This is a genomic window from Adhaeribacter arboris (assembly GCF_003023845.1).
GTDB classification, from domain to species: Bacteria; Bacteroidota; Bacteroidia; order Cytophagales; family Hymenobacteraceae; genus Adhaeribacter; species Adhaeribacter arboris.
Window position 1 is genome coordinate 451,477 of record NZ_PYFT01000001.1, and the last position, 18,739, is coordinate 470,215.

General features: G+C 41.3%; 17 protein-coding genes. 7 read left to right on the forward strand and 10 right to left on the reverse strand.

Features of this window, described 5'->3' with window-relative positions; translation table 11 throughout:
• The first annotated feature begins 58 nt into the window (after positions 1 to 58).
• The 4 genes from AHMF7605_RS01855 to AHMF7605_RS01870 all read left to right on the forward strand — a co-directional run bounded on the left by AHMF7605_RS01855 (position 59) and on the right by AHMF7605_RS01870 (position 6,392).
• Positions 59 to 1,414: a TolC family protein gene (locus AHMF7605_RS01855; RefSeq protein ID WP_233218848.1), complete on the forward strand. Its 1,356-nt coding sequence runs from the start codon at positions 59 to 61 to the stop codon at positions 1,412 to 1,414.
• Positions 1,415 to 1,428: 14 nt separating this feature from the next.
• Complete coding sequence (locus tag AHMF7605_RS01860; protein ID WP_106925893.1) at positions 1,429 to 2,481, forward strand: efflux RND transporter periplasmic adaptor subunit; 1,053 nt, start codon at positions 1,429 to 1,431, stop codon at positions 2,479 to 2,481.
• Positions 2,482 to 2,518: 37 nt separating this feature from the next.
• Positions 2,519 to 5,686 carry an efflux RND transporter permease subunit gene (locus AHMF7605_RS01865; protein ID WP_106925895.1) on the forward strand — a complete coding sequence of 1,056 codons (3,168 nt, stop codon included), beginning with the start codon at positions 2,519 to 2,521 and terminating at the stop codon, positions 5,684 to 5,686.
• Positions 5,687 to 5,822: 136 nt separating this feature from the next.
• The gene (locus AHMF7605_RS01870) at positions 5,823 to 6,392 is read left to right on the forward strand and encodes a TetR/AcrR family transcriptional regulator (protein ID WP_262512377.1); all 570 of its coding nucleotides are present in this window, start codon (positions 5,823 to 5,825) and stop codon (positions 6,390 to 6,392) included.
• A 43-nt stretch (positions 6,393 to 6,435) separates the two neighbouring features.
• On the opposite strand, the gene AHMF7605_RS01875 is transcribed toward AHMF7605_RS01870, so the two are convergent.
• The 7 genes from AHMF7605_RS01875 to AHMF7605_RS01905 form a co-directional block, all read right to left on the reverse strand.
• Positions 6,436 to 7,257 (reverse strand): DUF481 domain-containing protein, encoded by an 822-nt coding sequence (locus AHMF7605_RS01875; protein WP_106925899.1) that lies wholly within the window; start codon positions 7,255 to 7,257, stop codon positions 6,436 to 6,438.
• 348 nt (positions 7,258 to 7,605) lie between these two features.
• Positions 7,606 to 7,866 carry a hypothetical protein gene (locus AHMF7605_RS01880; protein ID WP_106925901.1) on the reverse strand — a complete coding sequence of 87 codons (261 nt, stop codon included), beginning with the start codon at positions 7,864 to 7,866 and terminating at the stop codon, positions 7,606 to 7,608.
• 256 nt (positions 7,867 to 8,122) lie between these two features.
• Positions 8,123 to 8,665: a hypothetical protein gene (locus tag AHMF7605_RS01885; protein ID WP_106925903.1), complete on the reverse strand. Its 543-nt coding sequence runs from the start codon at positions 8,663 to 8,665 to the stop codon at positions 8,123 to 8,125.
• Positions 8,666 to 8,708: 43 nt separating this feature from the next.
• Positions 8,709 to 8,933, reverse strand: coding sequence for a hypothetical protein (locus AHMF7605_RS01890; RefSeq protein WP_106925905.1), 225 nt, complete (start codon positions 8,931 to 8,933; stop codon positions 8,709 to 8,711).
• Positions 8,934 to 9,039: 106 nt separating this feature from the next.
• Positions 9,040 to 9,231 (reverse strand): cold-shock protein, encoded by a 192-nt coding sequence (locus tag AHMF7605_RS01895; RefSeq protein ID WP_106925907.1) that lies wholly within the window; start codon positions 9,229 to 9,231, stop codon positions 9,040 to 9,042.
• Positions 9,232 to 9,466: 235 nt separating this feature from the next.
• Entirely contained in the window at positions 9,467 to 12,469 is a 3,003-nt protein-coding gene (locus AHMF7605_RS01900; protein WP_199200178.1) for a glycoside hydrolase family 3 N-terminal domain-containing protein, read from the reverse strand.
• A gap of 202 nt (positions 12,470 to 12,671) precedes the next feature.
• On the reverse strand, positions 12,672 to 12,884 hold the full coding sequence (locus tag AHMF7605_RS01905; protein WP_106925911.1) for a hypothetical protein: 213 nt from the start codon (positions 12,882 to 12,884) through the stop codon (positions 12,672 to 12,674).
• A 689-nt stretch (positions 12,885 to 13,573) separates the two neighbouring features.
• Between AHMF7605_RS01905 and AHMF7605_RS01910 the strand changes: the two genes are divergently transcribed.
• The gene (locus AHMF7605_RS01910; protein ID WP_106925913.1) at positions 13,574 to 14,161 is read left to right on the forward strand and encodes a hypothetical protein; all 588 of its coding nucleotides are present in this window, start codon (positions 13,574 to 13,576) and stop codon (positions 14,159 to 14,161) included.
• A gap of 239 nt (positions 14,162 to 14,400) precedes the next feature.
• Here the strand turns inward: AHMF7605_RS01910 and AHMF7605_RS01915 are convergent, their stop codons facing one another.
• Complete coding sequence (locus AHMF7605_RS01915) at positions 14,401 to 14,811, reverse strand: hypothetical protein (protein ID WP_106925915.1); 411 nt, start codon at positions 14,809 to 14,811, stop codon at positions 14,401 to 14,403.
• Positions 14,812 to 15,238: 427 nt separating this feature from the next.
• Between AHMF7605_RS01915 and AHMF7605_RS01920 the strand changes: the two genes are divergently transcribed.
• Positions 15,239 to 15,661, forward strand: a complete 423-nt coding sequence (locus AHMF7605_RS01920; RefSeq protein WP_106925917.1) for a hypothetical protein — start codon at positions 15,239 to 15,241, stop codon at positions 15,659 to 15,661.
• 473 nt (positions 15,662 to 16,134) lie between these two features.
• On the opposite strand, the gene AHMF7605_RS01925 is transcribed toward AHMF7605_RS01920, so the two are convergent.
• Together AHMF7605_RS01925 and AHMF7605_RS01930 are read right to left on the reverse strand one after the other, a co-directional pair.
• A complete protein-coding gene (locus tag AHMF7605_RS01925; protein ID WP_106925919.1) occupies positions 16,135 to 16,572 on the reverse strand; it encodes an ester cyclase in 438 nt (145 codons plus the stop codon).
• A gap of 89 nt (positions 16,573 to 16,661) precedes the next feature.
• Positions 16,662 to 17,474: an AraC family transcriptional regulator gene (locus AHMF7605_RS01930; protein ID WP_106925921.1), complete on the reverse strand. Its 813-nt coding sequence runs from the start codon at positions 17,472 to 17,474 to the stop codon at positions 16,662 to 16,664.
• A gap of 205 nt (positions 17,475 to 17,679) precedes the next feature.
• Between AHMF7605_RS01930 and AHMF7605_RS01935 the strand changes: the two genes are divergently transcribed.
• Positions 17,680 to 18,426, forward strand: coding sequence for a DinB family protein (locus AHMF7605_RS01935; protein ID WP_233218866.1), 747 nt, complete (start codon positions 17,680 to 17,682; stop codon positions 18,424 to 18,426).
• Positions 18,427 to 18,739 lie beyond the last annotated feature (313 nt).

Here is an 18,739-nt window from a genome sequence, read left to right on the forward strand (position 1 = left end):
TGCTTAACAAGTTCTTAATTTTCAGAACTAACTAATAATTAATTAACTAATAAATACCGTGAAAAAACTCATTTACCTAACCGGCCTGTTGCTAGTATTCTTTCAGCCGGGATTTTCGCAACCGCAACCAGCGGCCGGTTCGAAGCTTTCGTTACCGGCAGCTTTAAAGTTCGCCCTTGCGAATAACGAAACTATTAAGAAAGCCCAACTTGATGAAAAAGGTGCGGAATATAAGATTAAGGAAACCAAGGGTTCGGGCCTACCGCAAATAAACGGTACCGGAACCGTAACTACTTACCCTGCTTTAGCTACCCAATTATTACCCGGCGAGTTAGCCGGTCAGCCGGGTACCCTTATTCCGGTGCAATTTGGTACCAAGTATAATACCAGCGGTGGTATTCAATTGCAGCAGTTATTATTTCGCAAATCTTTCTTCATTGGCCTGGAAGCAGCTCATACCACTCAGGATTTGTACTCTTTGCGCACGCAAATGAGCGAAGAAGAGGTGATTTACAATGTGAGCTCAGCGTATTTGCAATTGCTGCAAACCAAAGAACAGTTTGCCACCATCAATGCCAACTTTAAACGCCTGGAACAACTGGAAAAAATATTAAAGCTCCAGTACCAGAACGATGTAGCTACCAAAGTGCAGTTAAACCGGGTAACCGTTAACAAAACCAACCTGGAAAATAGTCGACAAACCTTAAATGCCGCTTACGATCAGCAACTGAATGCTCTAAAGTTTTTTATGGGTATGCCGATGGATCAGAATATAGAAGTGGATGACGCGGCAGTGGTGTTAGATATTCCTTTAACAGCCCAAGATGATGCCCGTGCTATTCTGGCTGAGAAAGTAAATTTTAAATTGCTGAACACGCAAAAAGACTTGTATAAATTAAACGTGAGAAATATTAGCTCGGGTTATACACCGTCCTTATCCGCGGTGGGTAACTACAGCTATAATGCGCAGCGTAACCAATTTAACTTTTTCGATGGCAGCCAACCTTGGTTTAAAGCGGTATCCATTGGGGTACAATTAAACGTGCCGATCTTCGACGGCTTTCAGCGGAAAAATCAGATTCGCCAGGCGCAAATTGAAGTGGATAAAGTGGAGCAGGATATCAGCCAGTTAACCCGCAACACGCAAATGGCCCTGGAAAATGCCCGGACTCAGATCCAAACCAGCTTGTCTTCTATTCAGGCGCAGGAGCGAAACGTGAATTTGGCGCAGGAAGTGTACCGCAATACCAACGATTTATATAAAGAAGGCTTGGCGCCGCTTACCGACGTACTGGATACTGAAGTAAACCTGCGGGAAGCGCAGACCAACCTAAACAACGAACGGTTGAAATATCAACTGGCCCAATTAACTTATTTACAAGCCAAAGGCGAATTAAAAACTTTATTAAAATAGAATTACAAAATAAAATGAAAAAACTGATTTATATTCTGGTGGCGCTGGTACTCGTAGGAGCGGTAGCGTTTAAATTAATCAAGAATAAAAAAGAAATGGCTAGCGAAGCAGCGGTAGCCGAAATTAAAAGTGAAGCCATTTCGGTGCAGGTAACCGAACCGAAAGTTGGGAAAATAGATAAATCTTTTACCGCTCAGGGTAATTTCCGGCCGGTACAAACTCTTTCTTTACTATCCGAAACTACCGGGCAAATTCAGCAGGTACTAAAGCGCAAAGGCGACCGGGTACGTCAGGGGGAATTATTGGTGCAGGTAGAAGCCAATACGGCCAAAGCGGATTTAGCAACTATTGAAGCCAATTACGTGAAAGCCAAAAGAGACTTAGGCCGTTTCGAAAACTTAGCCTCCGGCGAAGCTATTACCAAACGTCAATTAGAAGATGCGCGTTTACAGGTGCAAACTACCCAAGCGCAGCTAATTAACGCCCGGCAAAGAGTGGCCAAAACCCGCATTAAGGCTCCTATTTCCGGGGAAATTAACGAAATGTACATTGAAGTAGGTTCTTATTTGAATACGGGAACCAAGCTGTACGACATCGTGAATGTAGACCGCTTAAAACTGAACGTGAAAGTAGACGAATCCCAGGTATTATTAATTCAGAAAGGCGCGAAAGTACAGGTAAAAGCCGATGTAAATGCGGGCCAAACTTTCCCGGGGGTAGTGACGGCCATTGCGGCTCAAGCCGATAATTCGTTGAAGTACGACGTGGAAATTGAAGTGAAAAATACCAATGCCAATAGCTTACGGGCTGGTATGTACGGCACGGCCGCTTTCGAAATTGCGGATACCCGCAACGCTTTATTAATTCCGCGTGAAGCCATTGTGGGCAGCCTTCAGGACCCGGCGGTTTACGTGGTAGAAAATAATGTTGCCCACTTGCGCAAAGTGAAAACCGGTACCGTTACGCAGGACCAGGTAGAAATTGCGCAAGGCCTGAAAGCAGGGGAGAAGGTAGTACAAAGCGGCCAGATTAACCTGCGCGAAGGATTAAAAGTGAGTGTTCTTTAATTGGGGAATTGCCCGAAAACGTAAGAAATAAAACAAAATGAATATAACGAAATTATCTATCCAGCGGTCGACCATTGTGGTAGTGGTTTTCACCGTGTTAACCTTGCTGGGGATTGGGGCTTACAAATCGTTGAATTACGAGTTGTTGCCTAAGTTCAGTCCGCCGGTACTTACCATTACCACCCTTTATCCAGGCGCTTCTCCATCCGAAGTAGAAAACTCGGTAACCAAGGAAATTGAAGATGCGATTTCTTCCCTGGAGAACGTAGACAATATTAAAAGTACCTCGCAGGAAAGCTTCTCGATTATTGTTATTAATTTAAAACAAGGTACCAACGTAGACTTAAGTTTGCAGGATGCGCAACGGAAAGTAAATGCTATTTTGGCCCGTTTACCCGAAGATGCCGATGCTCCAGCTTTAGGTAAGTTCGACTTCGATGATTTACCGATTATTAAGATGGGCGCTACGGCCAATATGCCGGCTACCGAATTCTTCGACTTGATCCAAAACCAAATCAAGCCGCAATTATCCCGAGCCCAAGGGGTGGCGCAAATTAAAGTTTTAGGTGGTCAGGAACGCGAAATTAAAATCAACCTGGATGCCAATAAACTGGAAGCCTACGGCATTTCTCCGCTGCAAGTAATGCAAACGGTACGTAGCTCTAACCTGGACTTCCCCACTGGTGAAATTAAAGATGCCAACGGCCAAACCCAGATTCGTTTGGCTGGTAAATTCTCCTCTTTAAGCCAACTGCAGAATTTAGTGATTCGGCAGGATAACCGCGGCATGGTGCGCTTAAGCGACTTAGCCGAAGTACAGGATTCGCAAAAAGATGTGGACGTATTGAACCGGATTAATTCCAAACCATCCGTGGGTATTACCATTCAGAAACAATCGGATGCTAATGCTGTGGAGGTAAGTGAGCAAACACGGGCTACTTTAATCCAATTAGAGAAAACCTACGCCAACGTTGGTCTTAAATTTAACATTGCCAACGATAGCTCGCAGTTTACCTTGGAAGCGGCCGATTCGGTAATGCACGACTTGTTTCTGGCGGTTATTCTGGTGGCCGTGGTCATGTTGCTGTTCCTGCATAGCTTACGGAACGCGATTATTGTAATGATTTCTATTCCGGCTTCTTTGGTGGCTACTTTTATTGCGATATACCTGTTCGGCTTCTCGCTTAATTTAATGTCCTTAATGGCGATTTCGCTGGTAGTAGGTATTCTGGTGGATGACGCCATTGTGGTTATTGAGAATATTTACCGGCACATGGAAATGGGTAAAAAACCAGCCCAGGCGGCGTACGATGGTATTCGGGAAATTAGCGCTACGGTAACTTCTATTACTCTGGTAATTGTGGTGGTATTTGTGCCGCTGGCTCTTTCTTCTGGTTTGGTGTCCGACATTCTGCGGCAGTTTGCGGTGGTAGTGGCCGTAGCTACTTTAATCAGTTTGTTCGTCGCCTTTACTTTAATTCCGTTGTTAGCCAGCCGGTTCTCTAAATTAGAGCACGTATCTAACAAAAACTTGTTTGGTCGGTTTATTCTGGCTTTTGAGCGTTTCCTGGACCGGGTTATCGAGGTGTTTACCAGTACCCTGAAGTGGGCTTTTAACCACAAAATAGTGGTGTTAGCTTTAACCGTAATAGCCTTTATAGGTTCCGTAATGCTTATTCCGGGTGGATTTATCGGTAGCGAATTTATTGGTGCCGGTGACCGGGGTGAAGTTAATTTTCAGTTAGAATTACCGAAGAATGCCACCGTCGAACAAACCAATGCGGCCACCTCTAAAGTAGAAAATTACCTGCAAAAGTATCCGGAAATTACCCGGGTGTTTACGACCGTAGGAGCTACTTCTTCGTCGCAGCAAGGCCAAAGCACCCCTTACGAATCGGAAGTGTTCGTGGCATTAGTGCCCGTAGAAAAACGTAACTTCAGCACCGAGAAATTTAGCCGGGTGGTAAAAGCCGAGGTGGAAAGCTTCATTCCGGGAGTAAAAGTAACGCCGGTTCCGGTAGGTTTAGTGGGTAGCTCCCAGGCTCCCATCCAAATTGTATTATCTGGTCCGAACCTGGATACATTATTGAATTTCTCGCAACGCGTCATGACCGAGGTAGTAAAAGTGCCTGGTACATCCGACGTGGAGACTTCGGTGGAAGGGGGTAATCCGGAAATTGAAGTAGTGGTAGACCGGGATAAAATGGCGAGTCTGGGATTAACCCTGGAAAGCGTAGGCGCCGGTATGCAAGTAGCATTTAGCGGTAACACCGATGCCGAATACCGCGAAGGTACCAACAACTACGACATCAACATTCGTCTGGATGAGTTCGACCGCCGCAACGTTACGGATATTGCTAATCTGGCTTTCGTAAATAACGCCGGACAAACCATTCGTTTAGGTCAGTTTGCCGCTATTAAGCAATCTTCTGGCCCATCCAAACTGGAACGTACCAACCGAGTAACTTCCGTTAACGTTAACTCGCAGGTAGTGGGTCGCCCGTCTGGTTCGGTGGGGGCGGAAATTCAGCAAAAATTGGCGGCTCTTCCTATGCCGAAAGGCGTAAGTATTGCTTACGAAGGTAACCTGAAAAATCAATCCGAAGGTTTTGGTACTTTAGGAGTTGCTTTATTGGCTTCCATTATCTTCATGTATTTGATTATGGTGGGCTTGTACGACAGTTACGTGTATCCGTTTGTGGTATTGTTCTCTATTCCGTTAGCGATTATCGGAGCTTTACTGGCCTTGGCCTTGGCTTCAGAAACCCTGAGTATCTTCTCTATTTTGGGTATTATTATGATGATTGGTCTGGTAGCGAAGAACGCGATTATGGTGGTGGACTTTACGAATAAGCTGAAAGCGGAAGGAACACCGGTGAAGCTTGCCTTATTAGAAGCCGTGCGGATTCGTTTCCGGCCGATTCTGATGACTACCCTGGCGATGGTGATTGGTATGTTACCGATTGCCTTAGCCGGTGGAGCCGTAGCGGCTTCTAAAAACGGTTTAGCTTGGGCCTTGATTGGTGGCTTGAGCAGTTCGATGTTCTTAACCCTGATTGTGGTACCGATTATTTACTACATCTTCGACCGGATTTTAGCGAAGTTTGGTTTAGATAAAACCACGAAGATTGAGTTGGAAGATAAAACCCAGGAAGAGCTGGAACAAGAAACCGCTCTAATGGAAGAAAAGTTAATTCACGCTTAATTTAACATAATTAAGGTTAACGCCTACTTAGCCGTGCTGTTTTAAAGTACGGTTTAGTAGGCGTAATCTTTTGATAGATTTTTGAGTAAGAGAAAACAAGAATTTAAATTTTAAGCAGGCATTGAGAGAAAGAATTTTGACCCGGACCTTAGAGCTTTTTGTTTTCCGTGGGATTAAAAGCACCTCTATGGACGATATTGCGCAAGACTTAGGTATTTCTAAAAAAACCTTATACAAATGGTTCGAAAACAAGGATCATTTGATGGAAGAAATGCTGAAAACCTGCTTATGCTGGCCTCTGGATGCAGAGGTGGAAACAGGGGAAAACGCAGTGGAAGAATTTTGTAATACCTTACATAATCTTATTCAAAAGTTTATCGCCATACACGCTTCTTTCTTTAACGATCTTCGGAAATACTACCCAAGCGCCCACAACCTGTGGCAGAGTTATAAAGAAGGAACTATTATTCAACGATTTAGAGCTAATTTTAATCGCGGAATTAAAACCGGACTATATCGTCGGGAACTAGATCCGGAAGTTTTAACGCAACTGTATATAAGTCAGATAGAAGGTATTTTTTATTCCGACACTTTTCAACCGGAACAATTTAAACGCTTAGAAATTTACCGGTTAAACGTAAAACTCTTCGCTTCCGGCATTGTGTCCCCCGCCGGCCAGAAATTTTTGCCCGAGCTTACCCCATAAGCGGAAACCGTTAGGTAATAATCTAGATATTTATAAGATATCTTTACTGCCTATTCCCCACCGAAATCCCAAAAGTAAACCGGGTGTCATTCCGTTTACGGGTCGCTTCCACCACACTTTCGTACGAATTTTCGAAACTGCCTCGCATGCTTACCCAGCGGTTTATGGGCAATTCTAAAGAAATTAAAGTATTCCAGCGTACATTCGAAAGCTTGTTTATGGCTGGTTGGTAAAAAGTAATGTGCGTCAGTCGCATTCTATCGTTCAAAAAAGAATGTTTGCCTTTTAAACGGGTTGAATTTCGGACGATGGTAGTGGTGGGGCGTTCCTCAAAATTGGTGGATTCGTAAATAACAGCATCGGTGAGAGAAACAGTATGGCGATCGTTTTGGAATAACCGGAAACCAACTCCCGCTCCGGCCAATTTACGCCAGTCTATTCCCCGCAAATTGCTTCTTTCAATCGTACCTAGGCCAAACACGTATACTTTTCGTTTTTTAAACACATCGATAAATAAATCCACGTACGTGTCGCGTTCCGCTAAAATCCGGTTTTGTTTGCCGTACGTAAACCGCGGATTAGTAGAAATATTTATGGCTGGCCCCAGAAGAATAATCTCCGCCCGAAGCACCAATAAACTGCGGTTCACGTTACCCCGCGAAAAATTACCATCGCCAATAAAGCGATAACTTAAACTATCTAAAATGGCGGCTTTAGGTTTCGGTACACGGTTAATAGAATCGGCTTGGATAGAATCTTGTATGGTGGGTGTCGTAATTGGTGGCTGCGCATACCCTTGGCTGGTGAAAAAACAACAACTAAAAACCAATAAAGTGTAACTAAAACGAGAAGAGATACTGTTCATAGAGCCAAATTAAAGCAAAAGCTTGGTTTTGTAAAATGGCTTTCCGGAGGAAATTAATTAAAAAGAAAAATTACGATAAAAATGCCGGAGTTTATAGGCTACCACTTACGTTGTAATTCTTTGTAAGGGCTAAACGGGTAGAACCTAATTCTACCTTTTTTAAAAGTGAAACCTACTTTCAGAAATAGGCTTTATAAGAAAGAAAACCTGAACAAGGTGAGCGCAAGAGAACTTACCATTATTCCGGATATTAGGAGCAATACGACGGATGTCTCCCTCGCAAAACTACGCCTGCGAGGAAAATAAAAAAGCTTTATTCAGGTAAAATCTTTTTTACTAGCCGGCTATTTAAATAGCAATGGCTTTTAAATAGTTTAAGCCTTTTTGGGTAATTACGTATTTTTCGTAACGGGAACTTCGTTTTTCTATTAAATTGGTTCTAATAAAACGGTGTACCAGTAACTCGCGAATAAACTTACTGTAATTAGCCGTAGTAGAGGCCACCTGAATATAATCCAGAATTTCTGTCCGACTTTGGGCTTGTAAGCAAAATTCTAAAATTTCTTTCTTTACATCTTCTAAGGATAAAACTGCTTGGGTTTCAGACATAATACTTTTTTTGAAATACAGATTTGATTTTCGATGGAAAATAATTCTTAAATTCTACTTACGGTAAAGCAACTAGTGCGGTCGAACTTACTGGTAGTAGTAACTAAATTTTAAATATTTAAACCGTAAATATTTATTTAAGGCATCTTGGCTGGCATAAAATACAGGCTAATCAGGCCGCCGCAACAGTTAAAAATAATCCGACGAATACGAACGGATTACATTTTCCTTTATTCCCTAAAACCGGGAAAGAACCTTATAGTCCTATACCAAGACCTACATCTTTGGTTTGAAGTTGATCTAACTGGTCTTTTAATTCCAAAATTTTGGCTTGTAAAAGCGTAGTATATGTTTCAACATTCTTATTTTCTTTATTCATTAAGCCGTAAATATCCTTAGTTTTCTGCTGGATGTGAACGGAACGGTCTTGGTGTTCCTGCCTGAGCTGGGTAATTCGAATCGCTTCCGCTTCTTCTGCTGTACGGGTAATAGCGATTAATTGATTTAGAATAGCCGCGAAAAAAGGAGGGAAGTCCGGTTGTAAACTGCCCGGTTCACTTAATTTAGGTAAATTTGAAAGGCGAATAGCGTTCGTTAAAGCACAGTAGGAAGTATAGCTTACTTCGGTGGCAGCCATTACCGCATCTATTTCTTTTAATTCGGCCCTAAAATTTACCATTTGGCCTAAATACTCTTCTTTTTTCTTTTTATAGTTATCGGTTAGCGTAATCAGTTCCTTATTTATTTTATCCAACTCGTATTTAAGTTGCATAGGACTTTTACATAATTCGGCAGGCATATAAAAATTACTTTAGAATTTAATTTTATTAGAATCGAGCGCATTAGCGTAATAAGAAATTGGTACCGTTGCGGATCCATTTCTCAAAAAAGGAATTGTCTTTAAATTCGCCGGAAAGCAACTCGAAATTAGCATGATCTTTATTGGGCCGGGAGTTGATAAAAGTCGGGAGATGTTTTTGGTTATTATCTACCCAATTCAAGCCTTTTTTTAGAGCAACACATAAATACTCACGGGTAGTAGTATCAACTAAATATTTTCGGTTCATGTTAATAAATTTAGGTTAGCGAAGGTACATGGCATTTTTTAATGCCCGGAAAATAAAAAAGCCTTACCAAGCGTAAGGCTTCTCGAGAACAAGCTATATGAATCAACTAAACGAGTTTCACATTCACGGCGTTTAGTCCTTTTTTTCCTTCTTGCAGGTCAAAAGTTACTTGGTCATTTTCTCGAATATCTTGCAATAAGCCCGATACGTGGACAAAGTAATCCTGATCTGAATTTGTTTCTTTAATAAAACCGAATCCTTTTTGGTCATTAAAGAATTTTACTACTCCGTTAGTCATCTTATTTTTTTAAATTATATACTTACGACATATTAATAACCTCTTACGTTCATTAATTTCTTTCTATCCTAAATAAATATTTTACCATCCTGTATTTTGAGTTAAAAAAATGCGAATCAACCAACTTCTATGTAATTATAAATTTTATTCATTCTGCTGTCAGGTTTCTTGTTTTTCCATTGCTCACTATTTGAGTAATAAGAAGAGTTAATTTTGCAGAACTAAATTGTCTGGATTAACTCCGGGTTCTTGGTTTTTTTATTTTAGAGGTTTTTGACTGGCTGGTAGCCAATACTTTATTCTTCGTTAAAGTTTTAGGAGTTGGTTTGATAATCGACTGGTAGACGACTTCCTGAATTTTACCCCTCACATTCATTTCTAATAATTTATTGTTGACCTTCGGATTAACCCGGTTAGAAAAAAATAGGAATAGCAGGTCATTGGTTGGGTCGGCCCAAACGCCAATACCGGTAAAGCCGGTATGGCCAAAAGTTGCCGGCGAAGCACTTAAAGCAGGGTAAGGATTTTTGCGGGTGGCATTGTCTTTTTCGGGTTTATCGAAGCCTAATCCCCGGCGGCTGATATCACTGTGGTAGCCGGTAAAATAATCAATGGTTTCTTTCTTGAATAAGCGAATTCCGTTTAGTTCGCCGCCGTTCAGCAATAATTGATACAACTTGGCTAAGTCGTAAATATTGCTGAATAATCCGGCGTGGCCGGCAACTCCTCCCAATAAAGCCGCGCCCGGGTCGTGCACATCGCCCCGGACTAATTGGTTCCGGAAGAAAGGTTCCTGTTCGGTGGGCGCAATCAAATTTAACGGCAAGTGCTCTCGCGGTTTAAAAGTAGTGCTCCTCATACCTAAAGGCAGATAAAACGTTTTTCGCACGTATTCATCTAAGGGCTGACCCGTTATTTGCGCCACCACTTTGCCCAGGTAAATAAAATCGTTATCGCTGTAAACGTAGGTATTGGCTGGCCCAAGCTTGCTCTGAATAATTCTTTTAGAAATAGTATCGGCCCAGTCGCGGCGTAAATACATATTTTCACCTACCCGTACCGGGTACATGGGGCTGGAGATGGTACTGTAAATGCCGGGTTTAGGCTTACCGGTAGCCTCGTCCATGGTTTCTTTGTAAAAAGTAATAAAGGGAACCAGACCCGCCTGGTGCAGCAAAATATTTTTAATGGTAAGCGGCGCTTTATCGGTGTTGCGTACTTCCGGTAAATAATCGCCTAAAGTTTTTTGTAAATCTAAACGGCCTTCTTCAAATAACTTCATAACGGAGACGGTAGTCGCCGAAATTTTAGTTACCGAAGCCATGTCATAAACAGTTTCCAGGGTTACCGGTTCTTTACCATCGTATTCCAGGGTGCCATAAGCTTTCTGGAAAGCAATTTTTCCGTTTTTAGCTACTAATACCACGCAGCCCGGGGTTGCCCCTTGCGCAATTGCATCGGTAGCAATAGAATCTATTTGCTTTAATTTAACACTATCTAAACCCACCAACGCAGGCGCTACAACTGGCAGCGCGTAATTTTTATTAATGCCGCTGCCATAAACCAATTCAGGAGTTATCGTTACCGGTAGTTTCCCCTGCGAGATGATGTTTCCATGCAAAACATTTACCGCTACTTCGTGCATAATGCTGTCATCTTCGTAGGCGGCTATTAGGTTGCGGGCTTCCGTAAAGTTTTTAAGAGCGTACGGATTACCAAAAGCCAAGCTAATGGTATTGGGTTTTTGCTGAATTTGCTGCAGCAGGCTGAAGGCAGCCGGACTAATACCGAAATTTTTAGCGGGGTATCTTTGATATTGATGTAAACCCAGAATAACAACATCGTATTTTTCGGCCTGCAAGGTATTTAATATTGTTTTAGCCTGCGTGGTATCCGCCTTATAACCAAAGTAATAGCACGCGGCGCCGTACGACTCTTGCAATTGTTCGGCAAACCGGTTCGGCCTGGTAATGCCAATCCCCACGTAAGCAACTTTTTTACCTTTAGCTATGGGCAATACCGTTGAATCAATTTGCCGGACCAAAGTAATGGCTTGCTGGTAGATTTCTTTTTTTAAGGGGTTAACCTTGGCGTTCAAATCGGCAACTAGGCGGGTAGTGTCGATAGATGGCTTTTGGCTTAAACCCAGGTTGTATTTCACCAGCAATACTTTTTTAACCTTTTCATCTATTTCGCTCCAGGTAAGTTTATGTTCGCGCCGGGCGTGACGAATGGCTTTAATACTGTTCTCCACATCACCGGGTAAGCAGAGCATGTCGTTGCCGGCAATAATGGATTGTACCGCTGCTTCGCCCTGCGGATAAAATTTAGTTACTCCTTTCATTTCCAAAGCATCGGTAAAAGTAAGGCCGTTAAAGCCGAGTTGGCCCCGTAGCAAGCCATTTACATTTTTGCGGGAAAGAGAAGTAGCCTGGTTGCGGATGGTATCAATAGCCGGAATATACAAGTGCGCCACCATTACACTGCCTACGCCTTCCTTAATTAACTGCCGGAAAGGATATAATTCCAGGTCTTCCAGTTGCGGCAAAGTTTTATTAATTACCGGCAGGTCCAGGTGCGAATCTACGGCCACATCGCCGTGCCCGGGAAAATGTTTGGCGGTGGCCATCACTCCTTTATCCTGCATGCCTTTCATGATTTGAGTAGCCAATAAACTTACCTTGTATTTATCTTCGCCCAAAGACCGGAAATTTATTACCGGATTATTTGGATTATTATTAATGTCTACCACCGGCGCATAATCTACCTGAATACCCATTCGCCGGCATTGTTCCCCGATGGCATTGCCTAACTGGTAAGCAACAGCGGCATCGGGGATAGCGCCTAAAGTTAATTGGTAAGGAAATGGTTTTACATCGGAGAAACGCATACCCAAGCCGGTTTCGCCGTCTATGGTTACTAAAATTGGGGTTCTTGCCTTTGCCTGCAGGTTATTTAAAATAGCGGCGTGCTGGGTAGCTTTCCCCTGGAAAAGACACACCGACCCGATGTTATATTTCTGAACAAATTTGCTGACTTCTTTATCGTAAAATACGGCTTCGTTGCCTTTTCTTTCGGAAAGGCGGATTACCATTAACTGCGCAATTTTTTCGTTTTTAGATAATTTACGAAAGGTACTATCTACCCACCGCTGCGCTGCCGGCGAGGTTTGTAAAAATTGCTGACCAGAAGCCAGGATGGAATACAGCAAAAAAACAGCGGTAAGAAGATGCTTCATAAAATAACCGGCAATGTAAATGAGTAGGGCAAATATGGGATTAGTTTACTTAAATTTTAAGAAATATCCCGGTAAAAAATAAAGGCCGCTTGCTTTAATTTTTCAGTATCTGTTCGCAGTTACCAACTAACTAAGGATCATTTACAAAATGGTAAAATTTTGTATTTACATTTTAAACCCGCATGTAGCTTATTCATAACCGTTAATAGCCTCGTTTAGCCTGCGACTTTAAAGCACTTAATTCATGTTTAGCGGCTTTTAATCGTTGTTTGGCCGCTTTTTCTCTTTGTTTCGCTTCTTTTAGCTCTACTTCCCGTAAATCAACTATTTCGGCCTGAGCCGATACCCGAGGGTCATTATATACCCCGCCGCCAAAAATGGAACAACTAACCATAACCGGCAGAAAAAAAAGCAAAATACTGCTATTGAATTAGATAAAATGTAAATTTTTCATAAGTAAATGCATAAATAAGGAAGTAGTCTCACCTTTAAGTACTAGATTAAATGTATTTCCCGGCGAAAAATAAAGGTAAGGGAATCTTCCAGGTACATTTTACTAATTGTACCCCAATTCCGTTTCGCAATTGGGGTACAATTAGTAAAATGTACGCGTAACTCTATTTATTATTCCATTTCTATTAGCCTGAGAAATGGATAAGTTGGATAGGGAAATATAAAATAATTTTAACCTACTTGCCCCAATCATCGTAGATGGGTCATTATGAAACTTTTGAGCATTTTCTATATTCTTTTCAAAGAAAAATAATCCTAATCCTTACCAAAAGAAGATAAGGGTATTTGCACCTTTCTATTTTTTAATTTTTTCTTAATTCTTCTACCCCTTTTAAAGGTGGCGGTTAGCTGCTGTTTTACTATTGGGAGGGTATTTGTCTGGCTACATAAGCTAAGTTTCGGCTAGGTTTATAGGGCGCATTTACTCAAGTTCCCAAGAGGAAAAACTACTGATCCTGCAATTTTTTGGTACAGAGCGCTTAACCTTGCTTGCTCAAAAGGGACTTTTCTTTGATTTTTAGTTATTCATACTGTATCACACATCAATAACTCTAGCTAATTAGCATAGAGTTATTCTGGATTTTTAATAAAATGAAAAAACAATATTTTGCTACTTGGTTTCGACTCCATCAAGTAGATAGGTACCTGATTTGGATTTATAAATTGGATTACATCGAGGATGAACCCGAGGAGATAGTATTAAATGAACGGGGCCGCATTCCTATTTTTAGAAGTGAATCGGACTTAGCGAAATACGCTACAGCTAAAAATTTAAGGATAGAAAATGAAGAGCCTATTTTGCACAACTTAGATGCCGTAGAAGCATGGCTGCAAGAACCGGATGATCAACCTGATTGTGAGGATTGTTTGACGGCCTGGAATTTATTTACCGATGTAGCGTATTCTTTAAAGTTAACTTTTAACGGGGACAAACTTAGCCGGCTCCGGAACCGGATTTATGACAAACTTTATTGGGGTAATAATATTTTTGTTGGCGACCCTATTCTAGGACACCCGAGTGGCGAGTTTTATTTCCCGGAATGGACTCCGGCGGAAATAAGTAAACTAACAAAAATTTTAAGGCAGGGATTTAAGTTGTTTAAAAGGTATATAGTGGAGGCAAAAATAATTCAAGCTTCCATTTTACAAGACTTAATATCCAACATCAATCAAAATTAACGATCTAAAACGTGAGTAAGTTACCTTATGTAACAAATCTTATTTAGGAGAACTTATACATTCTGGTTCTATTTAGTTAATTAAAGAATAAGTTTAAAGCGCAACTATTCTAAATAAAAACGGTACAAAAAAGCCTGGTATCAAACCAGGCTTTTTTATTGGCCCACTTATCTTTACAATCCAACTACTTTCAATTTTAGGAAGCCCATGAATTTACGAAGGATAAATTTCCGAATGCATTAACTTTTCTCCATTAGCCACTCCATGGCTTCGTAATGATGCCCAAAGTTGGCAAATGCCGACATGGAATCGTTTTGTTGTAATACTCTTTGGTACAAATTTGCCATTCTTTCATCGTAACCGTTAGACCCGGCGCAAACACGGGCTACTTTTTTAACCGCCGGTATAGGAAAGTTCTCCGAAAAGAATTGTTGTACCTGATCTTCATCTACTGTAAATTCCGGTCTTACCGCAACATGAGTAGCATCTAATAAAACGCATTCTATTTCGTATTTATTAATAACTTCTACCGCCTTCAACCACAATAAAGCTAAATCTTCTACCGAAAAGTCACCAATACACCTTACTTCTACCATCTTTATCTCCGGATGGTATTCCAGTTCCATGTTATTTATAGCAAATACGATCATAATCTTACGGTGTTAGTTGTTCCTTCCAATCCGGGAAGTATATGGCTAATTTAATATTATTTCATTATACCCCTCACTAGCCTGATCTTACGCGCACTTATAAGCGAGATTCTGAACAACCAAGAGCGACTGTCGTGCCAACCGGAACTCAGTTTAAAATGAATATACGCGATTGAGCGACTATCGAATAATCCTTTAGCCGGAAAATTACTATTTGCCTTTGTTTATACTCCCTGAATCAGCAAATCCGTGTTTTAACGGGTATTAGATTACTTTTAATAGAAGAAAATTGAAATTATCGCCTACCTTAGTTTTTAAATTTATTTTCGTAGGACCGCCACAGTTGAATTAGGGAAAATAGATACGGATATTTACCAATATGCCTGCGAACAGCAAAAAGGGTATACTAAAATAAAGGAGTATATAATTGAAATTCCAGCTAAATTTAACCTTGGTCTACGCGAGTGATTTTATTAAAATAGAAGCGGACCAAGAACAAGGATATTTACAAACTACCTGGTTGCAACAACCTACGAGCGCTAGTTTTCGGGAGCAGCTTCGGCGGGTAGTGGATTATGCGTTGGCTAATCACATAGATAAAGCATTATTTGATATCCGGGAGCGAGCTTATTTGGAAGTAGGGGACCAAAATTGGCTGATGCGGGAAATAGTACCCTTGTTTAAAGAAAATAATTTACGGTTTGCTTATTTAATCAGCCAGACGACTTTAGCCGCCATGGATGTTTTCCGGATTCAATCGGCCGTAGAAACGAATGAGGCGGGTAAAAAGCAAATGGAAATGAAAACCTTTTTAGATAAAGAAGAAGCCCTAAACTGGTTAATGAATTAAAGTTCTGGAGAGCCACTCTAATACATGAAATTACCAGTAAACCAGGTTTCCAATCTGAATTATTTAATCAAATGCAAGAATTCAGCCGGTACTTTCAAATAAAAGGCCTGGTTTTATCCCAAGCCTTTCTTTGGATGATTCATTTAAATTTTTGATTTGCTTTACTGTTCTTACTCAGGCGGGAGTTAATTAACTGCTGAAGAAATTTTCAATTTTACCTACTTTCATCTCCATGGGAGTAAGGAAGCTAGATGGCCGGACGGTTCCGGCTTAGCAAAGTTGTGTTAAGTTAGCGATAGCTCCGCCATACTAGCCAAGAGGGTCGGCGCTCCTGACTGTAATCTCCTGTGGATAATAAAACGGGCAAGAAATATCCTATGGTAAAGGAACCAGGGAATAATCCGGATTAAAAGAATTAAAATAGGGGCAGATTCTATTATAAGAACCTTACAAATTTAACAAAAGCGTACTATCTAATGGCTCAACTGCCTTACAAAATCTTCGTGATTCCATTGTATTTCAATGTTATCTATTTTATTATTTTCATTCAGATGAAAAATAAAAATATGATCACTGTTAAATTTTTTGCCTTTATTGGGAATACCGGCAAAATCCTGGGCCTGCGTACCGGTAATGAGGACCTGGCACCGGATGTATTCGCCTTCGGAGACAATGGCATCGATCGTGTTGTTAATATCCGGAAAGCATTCAATTAAGAGGCTCCAAAGATTTTGGCCTAATTCGCCAATTTTACCGCGGCCGGCTTCTCCTAAGGGTACGAAATAAACTTCGCCGGCGGGGTCGCAGAAGCGCATCATGCGCGATACATCTTTATTTTGGTAAGAGAACATGAAATGAACGCACGCATTTTTCATTTCAATTTTTCGGGTTTGTACTTGTAGCTGTTCCATATTTTTATTTTTTATAAGTTTATGAGGCAAAGCTACTTTCTCCGACCAGCCGGAATATTGTAAAAATGCGACAAGCCAAAAAAATATTATTATTTTAAATAATGAATAAGTTCGGCGTTGTCATTTAAATACTCGGAGGGAGAACGGCCGGTAAACTCGGTAAAATCCTTGATAAAGTGAGATTGGTCGTAATAGTCTGAATCAAAATATAAATCTTGCCAGTTAACTTCTTTTTTCCCAGCTATCAAGGCGCAAATTCTGCCTAAACGTCTTAATCGGGCGTAATACTTGGGGCTTAAACCTACTTTCTGTAAAAATTTTCGTTCGAACTGGCGGCGGGAAATAGCGTACTCGCTGCACAGGTCGTTAATATTTACCTGACCATATTTTTCCACAATTTGGTTCGCGGCCAAATCTATTATATCGGGTTCCGGGCAATTTAATTCATAAAAATGTAAAACAAATTGCTCCAGGTATTTTGCTTTAACACAAGCATCGGCTACTCTCTGTATTGCCCGGAAAGTACTTTCTATTACCGAGGATAGTAGCAGCGCCTTTAAATCCGTTCTCTCTTCGGTAAGCGTATGCATGGAAATGCCGAATATAGAAGCAATGCCGGTGGGCTTAAAAACAATAACGGCCATGCCAATTTTGCCGGGTAAATGTAAAGTATAACTCCGGGTGAGCTGACCTACCATAAATTGGCGAGGCATTAATTGGAGGGGATTCTGCTTATAGGCCACAAAATAATCGTCGGCATAGTTAAATACCATCGCGGTAAAAGCGCTGGGAGGCGACTCTACCTGAAAGTTTTCGTTCTCCGCCTCGTAGTTCTCCCATACATAATAACACTCCACGTAAGGAAAAAGCGCCGGACAGGGGGAAAACTTCTGATAGAGCATAAAAAATAGCTAATGGCTTCTAAAATAGCAGCTTAATAGTAAAGAAATCAAGCAAGTTGTCGCTTTTTTACAATAATAAGCTAGCAAGGCCAAATACCTTTGAGTAAAAATTAGCCGGCCGGGGCAGTTGCTATTCTATGATCAGCTTCAATTAAACCAGATTAATCCATACTTACTTCAACAAGACTTTCGCAAAAATATCAAAATGTTCCCCTTCAAAGGGAGTAGGGGGATGATGAGTAGTAAAGGCATTCATTTGGCGAAAGGCTGGTTGAAGCTTAAAAAGGTACTTAAATTAATCCTTACATCCATGAAAACCATTCTGAAAATTTTTCTTTCGGTCCTCGCATTTAATCTGCTTACTTTCTCCGCCTCGGCGCAGCAAATTGCGCCTTGGTCCGAAGCGGACCGTAAGTATTTGCTGGATAACCTGGCGCGCAGCCGGGACTTGCTCGTTAAGGAAACTACTAACCTAACACCCGAACAATGGAAGTTTAAAGAATCGCCGGACCGGTGGTCGATTAACGAAGTAGTGGAGCATATTGCCTTATGGGAATTACTTTTCGACCGGGAAGTTAGCCAGGCCTTGGCCGCGGGTCCGCAACCGGAACTGGCAAAAGCCGCCAAACCCGATAGTGTTATTTTAAGCTTTATTAGGGAAGAAAAACCGCACGTTACTACCGAATACACCAAACCTTTCACTTTTTCGGTTCCCACCGGACTGTACGAAGGAAAAGATAACGTAGCCGCTTTTTTGAAGAGAAGAAACGAATCGATGGCTTATTTAAAAACGGCCCTTGAAGATTTGCGCCAGTATTTTCTGAAACCCGGCCGGCCCAATATTCACCAGGTATATATCAACGTATTCGGCCACACCGACCGGCATTTACGCCAAATCCGGAAAATTAAACAGCACCTGAATTACCCAAAAAGTAAATTAGTGCGGCGCTAAAAAGCAGCCGGCCACTCTAAACCAAGCAAATTTTCCCTGGTTTAAAGTGGTCAGCTGAATGAAAGACAAATGAAATAAAAGAAGGGTACTATTTTCAGGTAAACGGAAATGGTGAAACCTGGCTACTGAAAAGTATTTGGTTAATAGCAGCTTAAAGTAAGAATTAGTCCTGCTGGAAGAAACTAACCAGTAGTTAGTAGCAGCTACTGCGTTAACAGGTAAGCCTTTAAACCTTAAATTTCTCGAAAGCTTTTGGTTACGTTAAATTTAAGGGCTATCGCTTCGTGCCAGTTAAATTCTTTTTTAAATGGCT